The sequence below is a fragment of the Sphingobacterium gobiense genome, assembly GCF_002980575.1.
Lineage (GTDB): Bacteria > Bacteroidota > Bacteroidia > Sphingobacteriales > Sphingobacteriaceae > Sphingobacterium > Sphingobacterium gobiense.
The window spans coordinates 91,520-111,761 of sequence record NZ_PVBS01000001.1 but is presented as its reverse complement, the minus strand read 5'-3'; the positions used below and the strand labels follow the sequence as shown (position 1 = coordinate 111,761).

General features: G+C 41.4%; 19 protein-coding genes. 11 read left to right on the top strand and 8 right to left on the bottom strand.

From position 1 onward, the window contains the following. Positions 1-23 precede the first annotated feature (23 nt). The 4 genes from C5749_RS00470 to C5749_RS00455 all read left to right on the top strand — a co-directional run bounded on the left by C5749_RS00470 (position 24) and on the right by C5749_RS00455 (position 3,883). The gene (locus tag C5749_RS00470; RefSeq protein WP_245893571.1) at positions 24-908 is read left to right on the top strand and encodes a heme/hemin ABC transporter substrate-binding protein; all 885 of its coding nucleotides are present in this window, start codon (positions 24-26) and stop codon (positions 906-908) included. Between the two features lie 39 nt (positions 909-947). Continuing rightward, positions 948-1,979: a FecCD family ABC transporter permease gene (locus C5749_RS00465; protein WP_245893570.1), complete on the top strand. Its 1,032-nt coding sequence runs from the start codon at positions 948-950 to the stop codon at positions 1,977-1,979. Positions 1,980-2,038: 59 nt separating this feature from the next. Beyond that, complete coding sequence (locus tag C5749_RS00460; protein WP_105722015.1) at positions 2,039-2,848, top strand: heme ABC transporter ATP-binding protein; 810 nt, start codon at positions 2,039-2,041, stop codon at positions 2,846-2,848. A 66-nt stretch (positions 2,849-2,914) separates the two neighbouring features. Continuing rightward, positions 2,915-3,883 (top strand): helix-turn-helix transcriptional regulator, encoded by a 969-nt coding sequence (locus C5749_RS00455; RefSeq protein WP_105722013.1) that lies wholly within the window; start codon positions 2,915-2,917, stop codon positions 3,881-3,883. A 10-nt stretch (positions 3,884-3,893) separates the two neighbouring features. Here the strand turns inward: C5749_RS00455 and C5749_RS00450 are convergent, their stop codons facing one another. Beyond that, positions 3,894-5,141, bottom strand: a complete 1,248-nt coding sequence (locus tag C5749_RS00450) for an ABC transporter permease (RefSeq protein WP_105722011.1) — start codon at positions 5,139-5,141, stop codon at positions 3,894-3,896. 212 nt (positions 5,142-5,353) lie between these two features. Here C5749_RS00450 and queA point away from each other — a divergent pair, with 212 nt between their 5' ends. Next, positions 5,354-6,403, top strand: coding sequence for a tRNA preQ1(34) S-adenosylmethionine ribosyltransferase-isomerase QueA (gene queA / locus C5749_RS00445; protein WP_105722009.1), 1,050 nt, complete (start codon positions 5,354-5,356; stop codon positions 6,401-6,403). 151 nt (positions 6,404-6,554) lie between these two features. Here queA and rpmA read toward each other — a convergent pair whose 3' ends face one another. The 5 genes from rpmA to C5749_RS00420 form a co-directional block, all read right to left on the bottom strand. Further along, the gene (gene rpmA, locus C5749_RS00440) at positions 6,555-6,821 is read right to left on the bottom strand and encodes a 50S ribosomal protein L27 (RefSeq protein ID WP_105722007.1); all 267 of its coding nucleotides are present in this window, start codon (positions 6,819-6,821) and stop codon (positions 6,555-6,557) included. 51 nt (positions 6,822-6,872) lie between these two features. After that, positions 6,873-7,184, bottom strand: coding sequence for a 50S ribosomal protein L21 (gene rplU, locus C5749_RS00435; RefSeq protein WP_105722005.1), 312 nt, complete (start codon positions 7,182-7,184; stop codon positions 6,873-6,875). A gap of 90 nt (positions 7,185-7,274) precedes the next feature. Further along, positions 7,275-9,185 (bottom strand): amidophosphoribosyltransferase, encoded by a 1,911-nt coding sequence (locus tag C5749_RS00430; protein WP_105722003.1) that lies wholly within the window; start codon positions 9,183-9,185, stop codon positions 7,275-7,277. Between the two features lie 101 nt (positions 9,186-9,286). Further along, complete coding sequence (locus tag C5749_RS00425) at positions 9,287-9,577, bottom strand: hypothetical protein (RefSeq protein WP_105722001.1); 291 nt, start codon at positions 9,575-9,577, stop codon at positions 9,287-9,289. A 67-nt stretch (positions 9,578-9,644) separates the two neighbouring features. Next, entirely contained in the window at positions 9,645-10,622 is a 978-nt protein-coding gene (locus C5749_RS00420; protein WP_105721999.1) for a YihY/virulence factor BrkB family protein, read from the bottom strand. A 124-nt stretch (positions 10,623-10,746) separates the two neighbouring features. Here C5749_RS00420 and C5749_RS00415 point away from each other — a divergent pair, with 124 nt between their 5' ends. Both C5749_RS00415 and C5749_RS00410 read left to right on the top strand, forming a co-directional pair. After that, positions 10,747-10,956, top strand: coding sequence for a hypothetical protein (locus C5749_RS00415; RefSeq protein WP_105721997.1), 210 nt, complete (start codon positions 10,747-10,749; stop codon positions 10,954-10,956). Positions 10,957-11,029: 73 nt separating this feature from the next. Then, on the top strand, positions 11,030-12,397 hold the full coding sequence (locus C5749_RS00410; RefSeq protein ID WP_105725059.1) for a glycoside hydrolase family 28 protein: 1,368 nt from the start codon (positions 11,030-11,032) through the stop codon (positions 12,395-12,397). Positions 12,398-12,419: 22 nt separating this feature from the next. Here C5749_RS00410 and C5749_RS00405 read toward each other — a convergent pair whose 3' ends face one another. Both C5749_RS00405 and C5749_RS00400 read right to left on the bottom strand, forming a co-directional pair. Beyond that, complete coding sequence (locus C5749_RS00405; RefSeq protein WP_105721995.1) at positions 12,420-13,181, bottom strand: TIGR03915 family putative DNA repair protein; 762 nt, start codon at positions 13,179-13,181, stop codon at positions 12,420-12,422. Position 13,182: 1 nt separating this feature from the next. Then, positions 13,183-14,439, bottom strand: coding sequence for a putative DNA modification/repair radical SAM protein (locus C5749_RS00400; protein WP_105721993.1), 1,257 nt, complete (start codon positions 14,437-14,439; stop codon positions 13,183-13,185). 65 nt (positions 14,440-14,504) lie between these two features. On the opposite strand from C5749_RS00400, the gene C5749_RS00395 reads away from it, so the two are divergent. From C5749_RS00395 to pdeM, 4 genes are read left to right on the top strand one after another with little or no spacing between them, the layout of a single operon-like run. After that, positions 14,505-15,515, top strand: a complete 1,011-nt coding sequence (locus C5749_RS00395) for a ligase-associated DNA damage response exonuclease (RefSeq protein ID WP_245893569.1) — start codon at positions 14,505-14,507, stop codon at positions 15,513-15,515. Continuing rightward, positions 15,512-17,092 (top strand): ATP-dependent DNA ligase, encoded by a 1,581-nt coding sequence (locus tag C5749_RS00390; protein ID WP_105721989.1) that lies wholly within the window; start codon positions 15,512-15,514, stop codon positions 17,090-17,092. The genes C5749_RS00395 and C5749_RS00390 overlap by 4 nt, the downstream gene beginning before the upstream one ends. Position 17,093: 1 nt before the next feature. Beyond that, positions 17,094-19,556: a ligase-associated DNA damage response DEXH box helicase gene (locus C5749_RS00385; protein ID WP_281258025.1), complete on the top strand. Its 2,463-nt coding sequence runs from the start codon at positions 17,094-17,096 to the stop codon at positions 19,554-19,556. Further along, complete coding sequence (pdeM, locus tag C5749_RS00380; RefSeq protein WP_105721987.1) at positions 19,553-20,203, top strand: ligase-associated DNA damage response endonuclease PdeM; 651 nt, start codon at positions 19,553-19,555, stop codon at positions 20,201-20,203. The genes C5749_RS00385 and pdeM overlap by 4 nt, the downstream gene beginning before the upstream one ends. Positions 20,204-20,242 lie beyond the last annotated feature (39 nt).

Below are 20,242 nucleotides of genomic sequence, written 5' to 3'. Positions count from 1 at the left end.
GTGTGATTAAAGCACGTGAAATCATGAAAATAGAAATCAATAAGTACACAGTGGGTCGGCTATACGTTATCATGTTGTTAATCGGTCTGCTTGGTGGGCAGCGTGGTTTTGCCTCGGAGCTACGTATTATTACGTTGAGCAGTGCCATTACAGAGACTGTCTTTGCACTGGGTCTCGGAAGCCATATCGTGGCTACGGACGTGACGAGTATTTCGCCCAAAGCCGCGGCAGCTTTGCCACGTGTTAGCCAGAACCGTGCTGTATCTGCTGAGGGTATTATGGCTTTTCAGCCGGACATTGTACTGGCTCCGGAGAAAGATGTTCCGCCTGCCGTAGTGCAGCATTTGCGTCAATCCGGGATTAAATTTATCCCTTTGCGACAAACGTTTTCCGAAAAAGGTGCATACCGCTTTATGCAGGAAATAGCTGATGGGCTGGATGCACCGGAAAAAGGTAGAGAGGCTGTCCATCGGACAAAAATTGCTATGGAGCGGATTAACATGCTTGTAAAAGAGAAAACAACCGGAAAAACAAAAACGAACGTACTTTTCATTTACGCTAGAGGAGCTGGAGCCATGAGCGTATCGGGAAAAGGGAGCAGTCTCGATGGCATCATTGAGCTGGCCGGTGGAAAGAATGCTGTGCAGGAATTTGCCGATTTCAAACCTTATACTACAGAGGCATTGGTCAAAGCCAACCCAGACGTTATTCTGATGTTTGATTTCGGTGTGAGCAGCCTTGGCGGAAAGAAGGCCATCTTAAAAATGCCGGGTATGCGGCTTACCGAGGCAGGCAAACACGAACGTATTGTGGTCATGAATCCGTCCCTCCTTGTGAATTTCAGCACTCGTTTGCCAGAGGCGGTAGCCTTATTGCATAGGGAGCTAATGCATATCATGGGGAACTGAGGAAATAAAGAGTGAATAAGTTAGTAACGTTTAGATTAAGTGCAAGTAAAACAACGCATCATTATTTTATTCTTGACAATCACCTTGATATTGGTCGGAATGGTATCATTGGGACTGGGTGCCTATTATATTCCTGTGGGGGACATATGGCTGCTGTTGCTACACAAGTTGGAGCCTGGTAGCAGCATATTAGATAATTCCTTGGAAAATAACGTACTTTTTGTGGTACGCATGCCAAGAGTTCTTTTAGGCATTCTGGTAGGCGCAGCGCTCGGGGTATCGGGGGCGGCCATCCAAGGAATTTTCCGTAATCCCCTGGCGGATCCCGGCTTAATCGGTATTTCTTCTGGTGCTTCCTTGTTTGCTGTCTTAGTGATTGCCTTCGAGAGCATACTGTTTACGAGCCTGTCACAGATAATGGGCCATTATCTATTGATTTCCGGAGCCTTTATAGGTGCTGGACTGACGGCGCTACTGGTGTATCGTATCTCTCTTAAAGATGGTCGGCCGCAGATCACAACGATGTTATTGGCTGGTATCGCTATCAATGGGCTGGCTGGTGCGCTGACTGGATTAATGACGTACGTGGCAACCGAACAACAGTTGCGCACTATCACATTTTGGATGTTGGGCAGTTTGGGTGGAGCAACCTGGGAAAGTGTGAGTGCCGTAACACCATTTATCTTATTGCCCGTTTACGGTATGTTTTTTTTTGGAAAGCCACTGAACACTTTTGCGCTCGGTGAGATGCAAGCGGATTTATTGGGGATGCGGACCGATCGGGTAAAGCTTTGGGTAATTACATTAGGTACCCTTGCCGTAGGGGCTTCGGTAGCCGTATCGGGAATTATCGGTTTCGTGGGTTTATTAGTTCCGCATACCGTACGACTGATGGGCGGAGCAGATAACCGGTATGTATTGATTGCCTCTACCATAATGGGCGCTACCGTGTTGACATTAGCAGATGTGCTTTCGAGGACATTGGCTGCGCCCATCGAACTGCCTATTGGCGTCATAACAGCCTTGCTCGGAACACCGGTATTTTTGTATATTCTGATAACAGAAAAGTAAGAGCAGACGATCATTTGTCCACACCATAAAATAAGTCATTTGTATCACATAGTATAACAATGTTACGGGTTGAAAAATTAAATTACGAGGTAAAGGGTAGAAAACTGTTGAAAGATATTTCCCTGCAGGTAAGAAAGGGGGAAATCGTTGTTTTGCTCGGTTCTAATGGTGCAGGCAAATCTACCTTGATGCGACTGTTGTCCGGGGACAGGAGACCGAATTCTGGCATCATAAGTTTAAACGGACAATCTCTTATGAAGCTCGATCCAAGGGCATTAGCCAAGTGCCGAGCACTATTGACGCAACAGCAACAAGTTTCGTTGTCCTTTAAAGTAAGCGAAATTGTGTTAATGGGTCGATATCCCCATTTCACGTCGGCGCCACAAATGGAAGACGTTGCTATTGTAGATGAAGTAATGGCGTTATGTGGAATAACCCAATTTTCCGATAGGATATATATGAGCTTGTCTGGTGGGGAACAACAACGCGTACAGCTAGCTCGCGTACTTGTGCAGGTATGGGATAACCCAGACAGCCTCTTGCTACTCGACGAGCCTATATCGGCCTTGGATATGCATTATCAACAAAAGGTACTAGCTATTGCTAAGGGCCTTTCACGCAAAGGTTATATGGTCGTTCTTATCGTTCATGACCTTAATTTTGCAGCAAACTACGCCGATCGAATCGTGATGCTAAAACATGGAAGAAAACTATTTGACGGCACACCTAATGAGGTGCTCAACACCAAGAATATCTATACCGTTTTTTCGGTGGAAGCACAAGTGGATATGAATCCCAAAACCTTACGCCCCTGTATAAAGCTAGAAGAAATGTTGTTGGAAGAATGGTCAACCCCACACATTATTTAGAATTAATTTAAATAATAAAAGGGAAATGTATATCTTTAAGACGTTAATTTCATAGGAACTGTCCGTATGCTTGTAAAAAGTAAAATAGTAGAGTTAGATGAATGGCTTTTTATCGAGGAGGTACCCGACAATTATGATCCTGACAGGCCATTAGAAGAAAACCGCGTTGTAATTGACAATGAGTCGGTTCATATGGAAAACTTCTGCCTATCGACAAGTGGCTTGTTTATCTTACATACCAAAATGTTTTTTCAGTCCTCCATGCATATCCATATCGATATTGAAGGAGAAGCGATCACCAGCCAATTTGTTTTTTTTAAATCCGCAGAAAGTAAGTTACCTTATGGTATAAGTCGGCACAATATCCGCTATATCCCCTCGGCGAAAACTGTCCATGAAATAAAAGAGGGTGTTGAATATAGTTATTTTATTGCAGTGATATCCAAAGAATACTACCTCAATCTGATAAAAAGAGATTCGCTGCTCCACGAACATTTTATGCACGAGATTGAAAAAGGACAATATGTTTCCTTTTCGGAGGAAGATCTGATAGCCACTCATGAAATGCAACACACTATTGATGAGCTTATTGAGTCGAGGAAAACGGGTGAAATCAGGAGGCTACATACAGAGTCCCGCATAGTCGAACTACTGATGTATCAGTTTGAACAGTATAACGAAAAATCCGAACATCATAATACGTTATTTGGAGACGAAGATATAGAACGTCTAGAGCTTGCCAGGCAGATATTGGAACAGCGGATGGCCAACCCGCCCAACCAAAAAGCATTAGCACAGGAAGTTTTTATGAGTGAAAGCAAGTTGAGAAAAGATTTCAAGGAATACTTTTCTGTAACGGTACACGATTACCTTACGCGCATCCGTATGGAAAAAGCACGTTTCTTGCTTCTGGAAGAAAAAATATCAGTATACGAAGTCGCTATACGCACAGGTTATGGGCATCAGAACAACTTTAGTAGCGCTTTCAAAAAATATTACGGTATTTCTCCGGGGGAGCTCAAGACTGGAAAGTGATAAGTCCCGACTATTTACTACGAATAGCTTCTACGGGATCAAGTTTCGCTGCCTGGATAGCTGGTACGATACCTGCAATCAATCCAATAAGCGTAGACAGTACAGTGGTCAAGATTACCATTTTTACACTGACAACAATAGTTACACCTGCCAAGACTCCCACCAAAGCAGCAAGGCCGTAAACAATCAACAGGCCAATTCCACCGCCAATAAGGCATAACAAGATACTTTCGATTAGGAACTGCGATAGAATAAAAAACTGTTTTGCTCCCAACGCCTTCTGTATACCGATAAGGTTCGTACGTTCTTTTACGCTTACAAACATAATGTTCGCAATTCCAAAACCTCCTACAAGAATAGAGAAAATACCAATAAAAAATCCAGCGAGGTTAATAATCCCAAACATCTGGTCGAGTTGTGCAGTAATAAGGGTCGTTTGATTAACCGAGAAATTGTCTTCACGTTGAGGCGGCAAACGGCGTGCAGACCGCATAATGCCAATCAGCTCACTTTCAGATTCATCCAATGAATATTGTCGTTTAACTTCAATCGCTATACTAGGACCGTAATGCTCGTAGTTCACCAGATTACGAGCCAAGGTGAATGGTATATACGCCACCTCATCATTAGACACATTGATAAGCACACCGGACCCCTCTCTTTTTAGGACACCGATTACCTGCATTTTTCGACCTAATAAAGTAATATATTTACCAATCGGAGTGGTATTTGGAAATAATCCCTCCGCTATGGTGGCCCCTAAAATAACGCTGTGGCTTCCGGCACGTGATTCCTGTTCTGTAAAATAGCGTCCATCTACGACCTCAAGGTTTCTGATTGAATACATTTCGTGCGTAACAGCCGTCACATTAATATTAGAGGCAGAGTTATTCCCGTATTTAGCCGTAGAATTAGAAATATTAATAGAGTATGCGACTTCTTCGGCCGTAATCATCCTATTTCTTACGGATTCAAAATCGGTATATTTCGGCTCCGGACGATTAACATATTTCCACCAAGGATATTCTCCTCCGCCGCCCCAAGGCCATTTCTCCACATATAAGGTACGGCTTCCCATTTTACGAACAGATTCCTCTAAATTATTTCGCAAGGTATCAACTGCAGAAAATACACCAATAATCGTCATAATCCCAATCGTAACCCCTAATAAAGATAGGAGCGTACGTGTCCGGTTATCACGCAATGCAGATAGCGCAAACAGAAAGCTTTCTTTGATAAGAGTAACGACCAAAAACATATACGACGATAAAAGTAAAAAATTTTTTTGTTAAAAAGTTATAGCGGACGAAAATGCTTTTTTTCACTTAATTATGCTTAACTTTGTAAGCATTTTTAGAAACCTAGATCGTCTTAAATGGCTAAGGTTTCAATAGAACGAAAATATATCGAAGCAAAAAAATGGGCCGAGGTGTAATTGCGTTCTCATAAACAGATGAAAAAAATAGTTAAATGAAATTATCACAGTTTAAATTCAATTTACCAGAATCATTGTTAGCAAGTGAACCATCGGAACAACGTGACGAATCACGCCTAATGGTCTTGCATCGTGATTCGGGAAAAATAGAACACAAAATTTTCAAAGACGTACTGAATTATTTTGATGAGAACGACGTCATGATTTTGAACAATACCAAGGTGTTTCCTGCCCGTATGTATGGGAATAAGGAAAAAACCGGTGCAACAATTGAAGTATTTTTACTAAGAGAATTAAACAAAGAACTCCGCTTGTGGGATGTGCTGGTGGATCCAGCACGTAAAATCCGCGTAGGCAATAAGCTCTATTTTGGAGAAGAAGATCTACTGGTAGCAGAAGTCGTAGACAATACCACTTCTCGCGGCCGTACCATCCGTTTTCTTTTTGACGGCACGGACGAGGAATTTCGCCGGAATATCGAAATTTTAGGGGAAACACCCCTCCCAAAATACATAAAACGCAAAGCGACACCAGAGGATAAATTCCGTTATCAAACGATATATGCTAAAAATGAAGGAGCAGTTGCAGCACCCACTGCCGGACTCCATTTCTCGCGCGAGTTGATGAAACGACTGGAATTAAAAGGTGTCGAATTTGCGGAGGTGACACTACACGTCGGATTGGGAACTTTCCGTACGGTAGAAGTAGAAGACCTCACCAAACACAAAATGGACTCGGAGCAATTTATCATTAGTGAGGAAGCTGCTCGCACCGTAAACAAGGGTATCGACGACAAGAGACGTATCTGTTCCGTTGGAACAACCTCGATGCGGGCGATTGAATCTTCGGTATCTGCAGATAAACACCTGAAACCGGCAAACGACTGGACAAGTAAGTTCATATATCCACCTTACGATTTTAGCATAGCTAATTCAATGATTACAAACTTCCATACGCCGGAGTCAACACTATTGGTGATGATCGCGGCTTTTGGGGGATATGAGAACGTTATGAATGCGTACGAAGTGGCCGTAAAAGAAAAATATAGATTTTATTCATACGGTGATGCGATGTTGATTATCTAATCACACGATAATTTTACTCTTTTACCACAGAGGCACAATGAACATTGCGCCTCTATTTTTTTAGTCTTTTTAACGAACGGTTTAAGAACGAAAAAAAGCCGCTGAATTTACACTCAACGGCTTTCCAATTTCTCTGGTACTACAAACAGAACTAGTTTGCTTGTTCCGCAGGAACTACGGATACATAAGATTTGTTGTCTGCTTTTTTACGGAAAACAACGGTACCATCAACCAACGCATGCAGTGTATGATCTTTACCCATTCCTACATTTTTATCGGGGTTGTGTTTCGTTCCACGCTGACGAACGATGATGTTACCCGCGATAGCTTGTTGTCCACCAAAAATTTTAACGCCTAATCTCTTACTGTGTGACTCACGGCCGTTCTTAGAACTACCCGCACCTTTTTTGTGTGCCATTTTTTATCTTAATTTATGACGTAATGTCAGATTAAAAATTCTTATTTCGCTTTACAGGCTAATTCCTGTGATTTGGATTTTGGTAAATTGTTGACGGTGACCATTTTTCTTTTTGTACCCTTTACGACGCTTCTTTTTGAAAACGATAACTTTATCACCTTTTAAATGAGACAAAATCGTAGCCGAAACTTTTGCTCCTTCAATAGTAGGCGCACCTACCGTGAATTTACCAGCATCTTCTGCTAACAACACATTGTCAAATTCAATACTAGCGCCTTCATCTCCTTGTAAGCGGTGCACAAAAAGATACTGGTCTTTTGCAACCTTAAATTGCTGTCCTGCTATATTTACTATTGCGTACATTGTTATTAATATAATTTGTTAATATTTCAATAAGTTGCAAAGGTATAAAATAAAGTAAAATTTAAAAAATAAAAAAGAAAATAATACACATTAGTTGCTAAAATAAGCCCGTACGTTTTTACCTTCTACCCAATTCATAAAGGCCCTGTTAACCACTTTATTGCCTCCTGGGGTCGGATAATTTCCTGAAAAGTACCAGTCGCCTAAATGATTTGGGCAAGCGCTATGCAGATTATCCAATGTCTGATAAACAACTTCCAGTTCTGCTTTTAAATGATGCGGACGAATAATACGTGCAATTTCCGCAGATATCTCATCATTTGTGAAAGGCTCATAAATAGCTTTCACATAATTCTCTACCTGATCTTTCGGCATCATTAAAGAAGCAAGACATTTTTGATACACTTCGTCCACCACATGTGCCATTCCTCCACTTTTCAACAAATTTATCGCTGCCTCAAATGCCACGAACTCACCCATTCTCGACATATCTATTCCATAGCAATCTGGATAACGAATTTGTGGCGCAGAGGAAACAATAACGATTTTCTTCGGATGCAATCGGTCCAATATAGTCAAGATACTTTGCTTAAGCGTGGTTCCACGTACAATGGAATCATCTATAGCGACTATCGTATCAACATCGTTCCGCACGATACCATAAGTCGTATCATAAACATGCTGTACCATATCCGTACGATCAGCATCCTGTGTAATAAATGTTCGCAGCTTGGCATCTTTAACATTTAACTTCTCGAAACGCGGCGTAATGTTAATCATTTCTTCAAGCTCTTGATCTGAAATTTTATCAGCACGATTCAACAATACATCTTTCTGATAGTTTCGTACGTATGTATTTATACCTTCCATTACGCCATAATACGATACTTCTGCTGTATTTGGAATAAACGAAAACACCGTATTCTTGATATCATTGTTTACGGCTTTCAAAACTTGGGGGCACAATAAACGTCCCAATTCTTTACGTTCCTTGTAAATATCAGCATCCGAACCTCGCGAAAAATAAATACGCTCAAAAGAACAAGATTTTTGTTCTGCTGGCTGGCGAAACATCTCTTCCGTAATCGTGCCGTCCTTTTTAGCAATCAAGGCGTACCCCGGCTTAATTTCTTTAACCGCTTCCAATGGCACATTGAAAGCTGTCTGGATGACAGGGCGTTCCGAAGCGACAACGAGAACCTCATCGTCCTGATAATAGAAGGCGGGGCGTATCCCTGCCGGGTCACGCATCACAAAAGCATCACCATGACCAAAGATTCCAGCAATAGTATATCCCCCATCCCACGTCTTCGCCGAACGTGTTAATATTTTAGCAACGTCAATATTTTTGGCGATTAACGCACTTATTTCAATATTGGAATGTCCCTCTTCTTTAAATTTATCAAACAACTCCTGATTTTCATCATCCAAAAAGTGTCCGATTTTTTCCAATACCGTAACGGTGTCTGCTTGTTCCTTCGGGTGCTGGCCCAACTCATATAGTTGCTGCAACAGTTCATCAACATTGGTCATGTTGAAGTTTCCGGCAACCACCAGATTTCGACTCATCCAATTATTCTGTCGAAGGAAGGGGTGACAACTTTCTATACTGTTCTTACCATGGGTTCCATACCGTAAATGCCCCAAAAGTACTTCTCCCGTAAAACTCACATGTTGTTTAAGCCAATTAGTATCCTTAGACTCTGCCGGATACGCCTTATTTACTGCCGCGAATTTCTTTTGTATGTATTCAAAAATATCCGCAACGGCAGATGAACCCATCGCACGATATCGGGAAATATAGCGGTGGCCCGGCTGCACATCAAATTTAATGGTGGCAATGCCCGCTCCATCTTGACCTCGATTATGTTGCTTCTCCATGAGAAGATACATTTTGTTGATGCCATAATAGGGCGTTCCATATTTTTCTTGATAATAAGACAGGGGTTTTAGTAATCGAACAAGTGCTATTCCGCACTCATGTTTTATTGCGTCACTCATAGCTTGAATTGATGCTGCAAAGGTAAAAATTATTTATAAAAAAAGCCCGTTTCTTAGGCTTCGCATCGAAACAAACTAAACAAATGACAAATTAAAGATATTTAAAAGTCTTCGCTCCGGTCTAGATCTTCGTGATTGTCCCCACCTAGACTATAATAGTTGTTTTCCTCGTCTTCTGAACCTACTTCTTCTTCAGCGTCATCTAATTCAGATCCGGGCACGTCCAGTCCTTCATCCAGCGAAGGTTCACTTTCGCCCTCCTCTTGCTCTACCTTGTCACTCAAAATGCGCTCTTCTTGTTCAAAGATGTCTTCATTTTCTGGATAATGTGGATATCCAGGCAGATTTTTATTCTCGTCCTTTTCAGGCTGATCTTTTCTTGGATTTTGCATAACAATATGATTTCTACTATATATAACAAACAACCGACACCGTATTTAGTTTTTTACTAGCCCATGATTACTTCTTCACTTCTATAGTTTTTTCCTCTGCGGTTAATGGCGCCGGCGGAATCTCTTTCACCTCCCGCTCGATTTCTTTTAGCTCTATATGCACTGCAAATTCAGAAGGTTCTATCGGCACCCCTTTGTAAGTAGCATACTCCCGCGTGTAGATCGCGCCTAGATATAAGATAGCTGCCGTATAATAGACCCATAATAAGATCAATACGATTGAACTGGCGGCACCATAGGTCGATTCCGCGTCCGAACTTTCGATATAAATACCAATCAAGAAACGCCCGACCACAAAAAGAAGTGCCGTAAAAAGTGCTCCAGATCTTACCGTACGCCATTGTATATTGACATCAGGTAAAACCTTAAAAATCACGGCGAACAAAATAAAGATAACACAAAAAGATATAAAAAAATTGATAGCATTAAACAAGAAAACAGTGACATCGGGAAAATACTGCTTCAAATGATCGGTGAAAGCTAGAATAGCGCCATTGATTATTAACGTTACTACTAATAAAAAGCCAAGCCCAATAACTAATGAAGAAGATAGCAATCTATCTTTAAGTAACTTTAGCCACCCCTTCTTTACCTTCGGCCGTACATGCCAAATTTTGTTAATGGAGTTTTGGATATCACCAAAGACCGTTGTTGCTCCCAATAACAACGTTACCGCACTAATAGTCAAAGCTACATTGGATTTCCCGGAAAGGGACAGATTCCTAATAACTTCTTGAATTTGGCCAGCTGCACTCGCTCCCACAAACCCGCGTAGCTCTTCAAAAACTTTTCCCTGGATAGCTTCTTCGCGTAAGAAAATTCCAGCAAGCGAAATCATTAATACCAAGATAGGTCCTAGTGAAAAGACGGTATAATAAGCTAATGAAGCACTGTACTTTAAACTATCTTCTCCTGTAAACCCCAACACTGTATTTTTCAAAATCATAAAGTGGGATTTAAACGCATTTTCTTTATCCTTTGTCATAAGCTAAATGTCTACACGTAATAAACGACCTGACTTTCTAAAAGTTTAAAAAACCTTCATGAACCGCAGCTATGCCGAACGTTAATCTTGCAACAATTTAACGTCTACATTGTTCTATGACAACATGAAACGACACGGACATCCTATAAAAAGAAATAAAAAACTGATCTTGGCCGGTGCCGCTATCCTTATCGGTGGTATGTGTATGCGGTTGGCGTGGATTTTTCTTAATGATTCAATTGGTCCAGTTATCATTATTACCGGCGCCGTCCTATTTTTAGGAGGAGTTATATCTTTTATCAATACGATGTACAATCAACGACACAAATTTTAACTCCTTATACAGTTTGTCTATTAAAACCAAACAAGAAATGTTATTTTTGGCCCAACAGTTTCAAATAAATCAAATGGCTACCTTCAAAAACCTCTCTTTTTTCGCTATAATCTTACTGATTATTTCTTCCTGTGGTAACAGCGTAACAGAAAACCTATCAAGGATAAAAAAGCGGGATCAAATTCTAAGCCTCATCACCCCTCCTTCTCTTTCCACCAATTTGATTGATTTACAAGATTTTGGAGCACTAGGCGATTCACTGACAGATAATAAACCCGCCTTCGATAAAGCGCTGGAAAAATGCAAATCGCTAGGTGGAGGAAGAATTATCGTTCCGCCCGGTATATATCTGGTAAACGGCCCTATCCATTTAATAAGCAATGTTACACTCGATCTACAAAAAGGAGCTAAATTAGTTTTTGGTTCAAATCCAGATGACTATTTGCCTGCCGTGTTGACTAGCTGGGAAGGGACATTTCTGTATAACTACAGTCCTTTTATTTATGCCTATCAAGCGGAGAACGTTGCAATCATTGGTGAAGGTGTAATTGATGGAAATTCTGAGGACACTTTCAGTACTTGGCACGCAAAACAAAAGCCAAGTCAAACACGAAGTCGGAAAATGAACCACGAAGATACACCAATAGAAGAACGCGTATTTGGAGCAGGGCACTATCTACGACCCCATTTAGTGCAGTTTTTCGAATGTAAAAATATCTTGATAGAAGATGTTACCTTGTCCAACTCTCCATTTTGGTGTGTCCACCTACTAAAGTCGGAAAATATTACAGCCAGAAGGGTAAAGTTTGATGCCTTTAATAAAAACAACGATGGATTCGACCCAGAGTATTCCAAGAATATCTTAATCGAAGACATTGATTTTAATAATGCGGACGACAACGTTGCTATTAAAGCCGGTCGAGATCATGAAGGGAGAAAAACTGGAATTACCTCGGAAAACATTATCATCCGTAATTGTCGGTTTAAAGGTTTGCACGGTGTCGTCATTGGAAGCGAAATGTCTGCGGGGGTGCAAAATGTTTTTGTGGAGAACTGTACGTTTGGCGGATACTGCAAACGTGGTATCTATTTGAAATCGAACCCCGACCGAGGTGGTTTTATTCGTGACATTTATGTCAACAACGTAGAATTTGGCGAAGTAGAAGATTGTTTCTTCATCACATCCTATTATCACGGCGAAGGATCAGATCACGAAACAGATATACGGGATATCTTTGTAGATGATCTGCGTTGCAATAAAGTACGCAATGCAGCTTTAGTCATTCAAGGCTACCCAACGAAAAAAGTGAGCGACATACACTTCTCCAATATCCAGATAGACACGGCTAAAACCGCTGTCAGTTTCACCAATGCCGAAAACATTGTATTTAATAATCTTATTATAGGAGACGAGGTCAAAGTACCATCCCATGTGCAATAGTGCGTTTATCGTAGACTAGCCATTATTTCTTCTCCACGAGATACTTCCAGTATCGTCTAGGAACATGCTGGAGGTGTAACTTCATGTTTTTTCGTGCTTCAATATTGGTGCTGGTATAGTATTGTTTCCAAAGGCGCTGGAAAAGTTCATCACGTTCGTCCATTTCAATAGCAATTGAAGGCATCGTGGCATCTTGTACTTCTTCTGGGCTAAGCTGTACCTCTCCTACCTGTCGCGTGTCGAATAGCAAGCCATACTTTCGTTTCATATCATAAATGAGCCAGGGCATATCCGCATATCGCTTTCGGAAAAAGTCCGAAATTAAAGGCAACACGTTAAAATCCGGTTCGACCAAAGCAAAGAACAATCCATCCGAACTCTTACTAAAACGGATAAACGCTTTCATTCGATGGCGTTCGCGGCTCACCTTTTTCAATATCTGTGAAAAGTACAACACATGCTCATCACCATAATCTTGCCGTATGTCTGCCCGACCGCTAAAGATTTGGCACACGATAAAAAAAGAAGCCAGCCAGGCTTTACGGTCTTCCGAAAGGAATGCCCTATAAAAATCCATCGCTTCTACTTTTCCGACGCGTGCCTGTAAACCTTTCTGGACACGTAATGCTTTCCGGTTATCTGTCACGATTGTTCTCGTCTCCGAAAATAAAGCTATTTGATAATCTTCCTGCATCAGCGGAATGATATTAGATTCCTTTCTCTCGAAGCTTTCAAATACACAAGATAAAAAGCCAAGATACGTCCCGTCAAACAGATAATACATATTAAAATAACGTTAATTGTCCAGTAACAGCCTGTCGTCGATTACCACTGTTACTTTCACTTAGAATAGCACTCCGAACATGCTCCATGCTCGGGTTTCCCAGTCTAAAAGGAGTGTCCACGCATTGCAAAAAATATTTCGCGCGGTTGTAGGCAATGCCCATCTTTTGGAGTTGATAAGTATACAATCCACCAAACTTCCGCGCATGCACAATCTTTAGCGCCGACTGACGGCCAATTCCCGGTATACGAATGATGGCATTAAAGTCGGCTGTGTTCACGTCCACCGGAAAAAAATGAGGATTACGTAACGCCCAACTTAATTTGGGGTCTATATCCAGATCCAGATGCATATGTTGCGGATTTAAAATTTCATCTAGCCGAAAACCGTAGAAGCGTAATAACCAGTCTGTTTGATACAGACGATTTTCACGAACTAAAGGTGGTGCTGAACCAATTTGAGGTAACAACGAATTTTCATTATTTATCGGAATATAACCACTATAATACACCCGCTTCAGCTTATAGTTCTTATAGAAATCATCGGCAACTTGCATGATTTCAAAATCATTTTCAGGCGTTGCGCCGATCACCATTTGCGTACTTTGACCAGCGGGCACAAAAACCGGAGTATGCTTTATGAGCTTCTTCTCTTCCTTAAAAGATTCCATCTGTTCATTCACAAACGCCAATGGCTTTTTTACCGATTCATGGTCTTTCTCGGGAGCCACCAACTTAAGCCCTGCTTCTGTTGGTAATTCTAGGTTGATACTCATCCGATCTACATATAATCCAGCGTCCTTTATTAATTCCTCGCTCGCACCTGGAATCGTTTTGAGATGGATATAGCCGTTATATCGTTCTTCTTGTCGCAACTTTTTCACAATTCGCAACATGCGTTCCATCGTAAAGTCAGCATCTTTGAAGATACCGGAACTTAGAAAAAGCCCTTCAATATAATTTCTTCGATAAAAATTCATCGTAAGATCTACCACTTCCTCTACGGTAAAAGCTGCCCTTTTCACATCGTTGCTTTTACGACTGACACAAAAAGCGCAATCATAGATACAATGATTGGTCAATAGAATCTTTAGCAATGAAACACAACGTCCGTCTTCCGTATAAGTATGGCAGATACCCGATGTCGAAGCATCGCCAATTCCACCGTTGTTCTTTCTCGTACTACCGCTAGAACTACAGCTCACATCGTATTTGGCCGCATCCGCTAATATCTTCAGTTTTTCTTCAATCCGCTGCATAACAAAACAAAAATACTAATTTTTTTAGCTAAAACATAACGGCAGAAAATTGGTTATTTATTAATATGCTACAATTCAGACACGAAGGTATTTATTGTGTACCAGGCAATTTTTATATTGATCCGTGGCAACCTGTGGATTTCGCTGTGGTGACACATGGCCATGCCGATCACGCACGCTGGGGCATGAAAAAATACCTATGCCACCATTTTACGGTACCCATATTGAAAAGCCGTATCGGAGCAGACATTTCCGTGCAGGGTCTTTCCTACAATGAACCACTTTACATCAATGGTATCAAAGTATCGCTGCATCCCGCAGGACACATAGTAGGATCTGCTCAAATCCGAATGGAATATAAAGGAAAAGTATGTGTTGTCTCCGGAGATTACAAAATTCAAAACGATGGTTTATCTACTCCTTTTGAGCCTATTAAATGCCATGAATTTGTATCCGAAAGCACTTTCGGACTCCCAATCTATAATTGGTTATCGGTGGAACAGCAAAATCAACAAATGCAAAATTGGGTCTTACAGAACCAATCAAACGGCAAAACATCTGTTTTTATTGGCTATTCGTTAGGCAAAGCCCAACGCATTATGAAAGCCCTTGCAGGAATCTCACCTTTATATGTACACTATTCCATCGGTAAACTCAATGAAGCCTACGAAAGTGCTGGTGTTGAACTACCTACTTACAATATTATCAATCTTCAGGAAGATATAAAACATGTAGATAAGAATATTGTTATCGTTCCACCCGCCTTAGCCGATTCTAAGGTGATCCATAAAATACCCCATATGGCGAATGCTATTTGCTCCGGATGGATGCAGGTACGGGGATCCCGTCGTTGGCGAAGTGCCGATGCAGGTTTTGCCATAAGCGATCATGCAGATTGGCATGGGCTTTTGGATGCTATAAAGACGACAGAAGCCGAAAAGGTTTATATAACACATGGACAAACGGCCGTATTTACCAAATATCTAAATGAGATCGGGGTATTAGCAGAAGAGGTTAAAACAGCATTTGGAAATGAGGAGGAAGAAGTTGAAGAAACAGAAGCAAGAAAATTATGAGAGCCTTTGCCACTTTAATTAATGCCTTGGATAGCACTAACAAAACTAATTTAAAGTTGGAAGCTATCGACCGCTTTCTCTACGAAGCCGACAATGACGATAAATTATGGTTTCTTGCCCTCTTTACCGGAAAACGCCCTAAGCGCAACATCAACACCGCATTGATGAAACAATGGGCGATCGAAGTTGCCGGTATTCCCGAATGGTTATTCCAAGAATCCTATGCGTCTGTAGGCGATATGGGTGAAACAATCGCCTTGGTTCTACCACCATCGCCCCGATATATAGATCGAACGTTAGCGGAATGGATGAATATGATTATAGCGCTCAAAGATAGCACCGAATCTGAAAAAAAGGAATTTGTCCTACACGCATGGAATAACCTACCGACCACCGAGCGGTTTATCTTTAATAAGCTATTAGGTGGTAGTTTTCGTCTAGGTGTCTCTTCTAAAACGCTCATCAATGCCTTAGCGAAACATTATCAGATGGATGCCAGTGCGGTAGCACATAGCGTTATGGGCGATTGGAAAATGGGCGACGTGACGTTTGATGATCTTATAAAAGGCCTCTATACCGATACACAACTTTCCAAACCCTATCCTTTTTGTCTGGCTTACCCGTTGGAAAAAGAATTGAATGAACTTGGCGATGTAAAAGATTGGCAAATAGAATATAAGTGGGATGGTATCCGCGGACAGTTTATCAAACGAAATGATGAGGTGTTCATTTGGTCACGTGGTGAGGAACTGGTTACCGATCAGTTTCCGGAGATAAGAGATGTGCTGCTGCAATGGCACGGAAACTTTGTTATCGATGGGGAAATTTTAGTCGTGAGAGAGCAGACAGTAATGAATTTTTCAGCGCTACAGAAAAGACTAAATCGGAAAACGACCAGCAAAAAGCTATTGGAGGAATTTCCTATTCAAGTATACGCCTATGACCTCCTCGAGTGGGAAGGCGAAGACTGGCGACACAAAAGCATGTTGGAAAGACGGCAACAGTTGGAAGCATTATTTTTTCTAAATCCGTCTCCCTACCTACAATTATCCACTGTTATTACAATCGATCATTGGGATACATTAAAAACAATCCGCGAAAATGCCCGTTCCATCAACAGCGAGGGCATCATGCTAAAACACAAAGCGTCTCTTTATCATACAGGACGTAAGAAAGGCGATTGGTGGAAATGGAAAATTGATCCGTTGACGATTGACGCTGTTTTAATTTATGCCCAAAAGGGAAGCGGGAGACGGAGCGCCTATTATACGGATTATACCTTTGCTGTGAGGGATGGTGAGAATTTAGTGACCATTGCGAAAGCTTATTCTGGACTCACAGACAAGGAAATAAAAGAAGTTAGTCGTTTTGTCAACAAAAACGCCATCGAAAAATTTGGCCCGGTACGTACCGTTAAACCCGAACTAGTATTTGAAATAGCTTTTGAGGGTATCGCATTTAGTAACCGACATAAGTCGGGCGTAGCCTTACGTTTTCCCCGAATAGCACGTTGGCGAACGGACAAAACGGTCTCGGATATTGACGATATAGAAGAAATCAAAAAAATGATTCATTGATTTGAAAAACAACAAGCAACATACGGAGGGCTATACCATTATCACCAACTGGATGCAGCAAAAAGGCAATACACCTTTTAGCTTCCAGAAAAAAGCTTGGAAAAAATATGGCAACGGTTATAGTGGCATGGTAGTAGCTCCCACTGGATTCGGAAAAACCTTCTCCATTTTTCTCGCGGTATTGATTGATTTCATGAATAATCCTTCCCGTTATCAAAAAGGGCTAAAGCTATTATGGATTACCCCGCTACGTTCGTTGGCAAAAGATTTGGCCCGGGCGATGCAGGAAGTCATTGATGAGATTGGCCTAGACTGGGAAGTGGAGGTACGGAATGGTGATACGGATATTAAAATAAAGCAACGGCAAAGCAGACAAATGCCGGATGTACTATTGGTAACACCCGAAAGTCTACACCTATTGCTCGCACAAAAAGGCCGTCAACATTTCTTCCATGCCTTGCAATGTATTGCAGTAGATGAATGGCACGAACTGCTCGGAACAAAGCGAGGTGTGATGGTAGAGTTAGCGTTAGGCTTTTTAAAACATCAACACCCAAATTTCCGCATATGGGGTATTACTGCCACCATTGGCAATCTCGACGAAGCTATGGAGGTGCTCATACCTACGGTGGAAAAAAGAGTAAAAATTGTTGCTCGTGAGAAAAAGAAGATTGCCATTATTCCTGTATTTCCGACGGAAGTGGAGGTATTGCCCTGGGCCGGACATTTGGGTGGCAAGTTAGCGGAAGAAGTCGTACCGATCATTTTAGAAAGTAAATCAACATTAGTTTTCACCAATACCAGAAGCCAAAGTGAAATGTGGTATCAATTGCTATTGGAAGCGTACCCTGACTTTGCGGGTCAGATTGCACTACATCACAGTTCTATTGACAGCCATATCCGGCAATGGATAGAGGAAGCATTGAGTGAGGGAAAGTTAAAAGCTGTTGTTGCCACTTCTTCTCTCGACTTGGGTGTAGATTTTAAACCTGTCGACACGGTTGTTCAAGTCGGATCAAGCAAGGGGGTAGCGCGTTTTATGCAACGGGCAGGGCGCAGTGGACATTCACCGTACGAACTTTCAAAAATTTACTTTGTTCCCACACATTCGCTGGAACTGATTGAAGTTGCCGCCTTAAAGGAGGCAGTCAAAACGCAAACCATAGAAAACAGGGATCCCATGGTACTCACGTTTGACGTATTGGTTCAGTTTCTGGTTACCATAGCATTAGGGGGCGGCTTTAAAGCCAATGAGCTCTACCCGGTTATCAAAAACACGTTCGCATTTCAAGAGATAACCGAGGAGGAATGGGGCTGGTGTATCTTTTTCATCACGCAGGGAGGCGCTATCGGCAAGAATTATGAAGAGTTTCATAAAGTTGTGAAAAAAAAAGATGGACTGCTAGTTGTTGAGAAAAGGCGTACTGCTATGCTACATCGGATGAATATGGGCGTTATTGTAAGTGATGCGATGATGCGGGTTAAGTTTCTTTCCGGAGGCTATATTGGCATGGTGGAGGAATATTTTATTTCCAGATTGCATAGTGGTGATAAATTTGTTTTGGCTGGTCGCGTGCTCGAACTGATTCGTGTCAAGGAGATGACTGCTTATGTCCGAAGCTCTTCCGGCAAAGCCTTTACGCCAAGCTGGCTAGGTGGTCGTTTACCATTAAGTTCCAATTTAAGTCAATTCCTTCGTCAAAAACTGGCACGCGCCAGACATCCCGATAGCCGTGAAAAAGAACTGCAATTCTTACATCCTTTGGTGGTACGACAAAATGAACATTCGCATATTCCCGCAGAAGACGAATTTTTGGTGGAGTCTATCCATACCAAAGAAGGGTACCATCTTTTTATGTATCCATTTGAAGGGAGGTTGGTACATGAAGTCATGGCGAGCTTAGTCGCTTACCGCATTAGTTTGTTGATTCCAATAAGTTTTTCTATGGCAATGAACGATTACGGATTCGAATTATTTTCTGATTCAGAAATCGCATTAGATGAATCTCAATTAAAAAAAATCCTCCGTCGGGAAAATTTGATGGAAGATGTAATCAGCAGCATTAACGCTACAGAAATGGCGAAGCGGAAGTTTCGGGATATTGCCGTCATCTCGGGTATGGTGGTTCAAAACCTATATGGAAAGCAACAAAACAACAAGTCTTTACAAGCTTCTTCGGGCATTATTTTTCAAGTTTTGGAAGAACATGATCCACAAAACCTACTGTTGCGTCAAGCGTATACGGAAGTATTCAATCAACAATTGGAAGAACCACGATTAGTAGCTGCATTTGAACGGATACATCATAGCAAAATCATTTATAAATTTGCAACTGGGTTTACGCCGTTGAGCTTTCCTATCAAAGTAGACAGTTTGCGGCAATCCCTATCAAGCGAAGATTTGACGAATCGTATCAAGAGGCTACAGCAGAGCAATTGGAAATCTCCCAAAAGAAAACGATGAATATTATAACACAAAACATATCCTTTTCCAACACATCATTGACATTGACGAATCAACGTGTACTGTTCTGGGAAAAGCATCACGCACTCATCCTTTCTGATTTACATTTAGGTAAAGCGGCACATTTTCGGAAAAATGGTATTGCCCTCCCAATGCAGGTATCACTGCAGGATTTGCAACGTCTAGAACAATTGATACAATATTTCCCCGTTAAACAGGTCATTATCGTAGGTGATTTAATTCATGCCGGTACTAACGCGGAGGTTAGTTTGTTGCAGCAATCTATTGTTAAGTTTCCTCATATCAAATTTGTTTTAATTAAAGGAAACCATGATCGTTTTGCAGACGAGAAGTGGAACAAAATGGGTATTCACGAAACCTATCAAGATTGGCATTTGGACAACATTTATTTTACACACCAAGCTTCTCCCCTTCCCAACGCTCATACCATCAGCGGACATGTACATCCCGGCATCCGTCTGCGAATGCCCACGAAAAGAACAATTACCTTTCCATGCTTTGTCGTCTCGACACAACAAATTATTTTACCCGCTTTTAGTCTATTTACCGGTTTCGACACAAAATCAACCCTTGTTGATGCGATTCGATACGCTTTTCACGAAAACGATATTTTTTGCATCCATTAACCTATCTTTTAATTTCTTGATACTTGTTCTTGATACCTG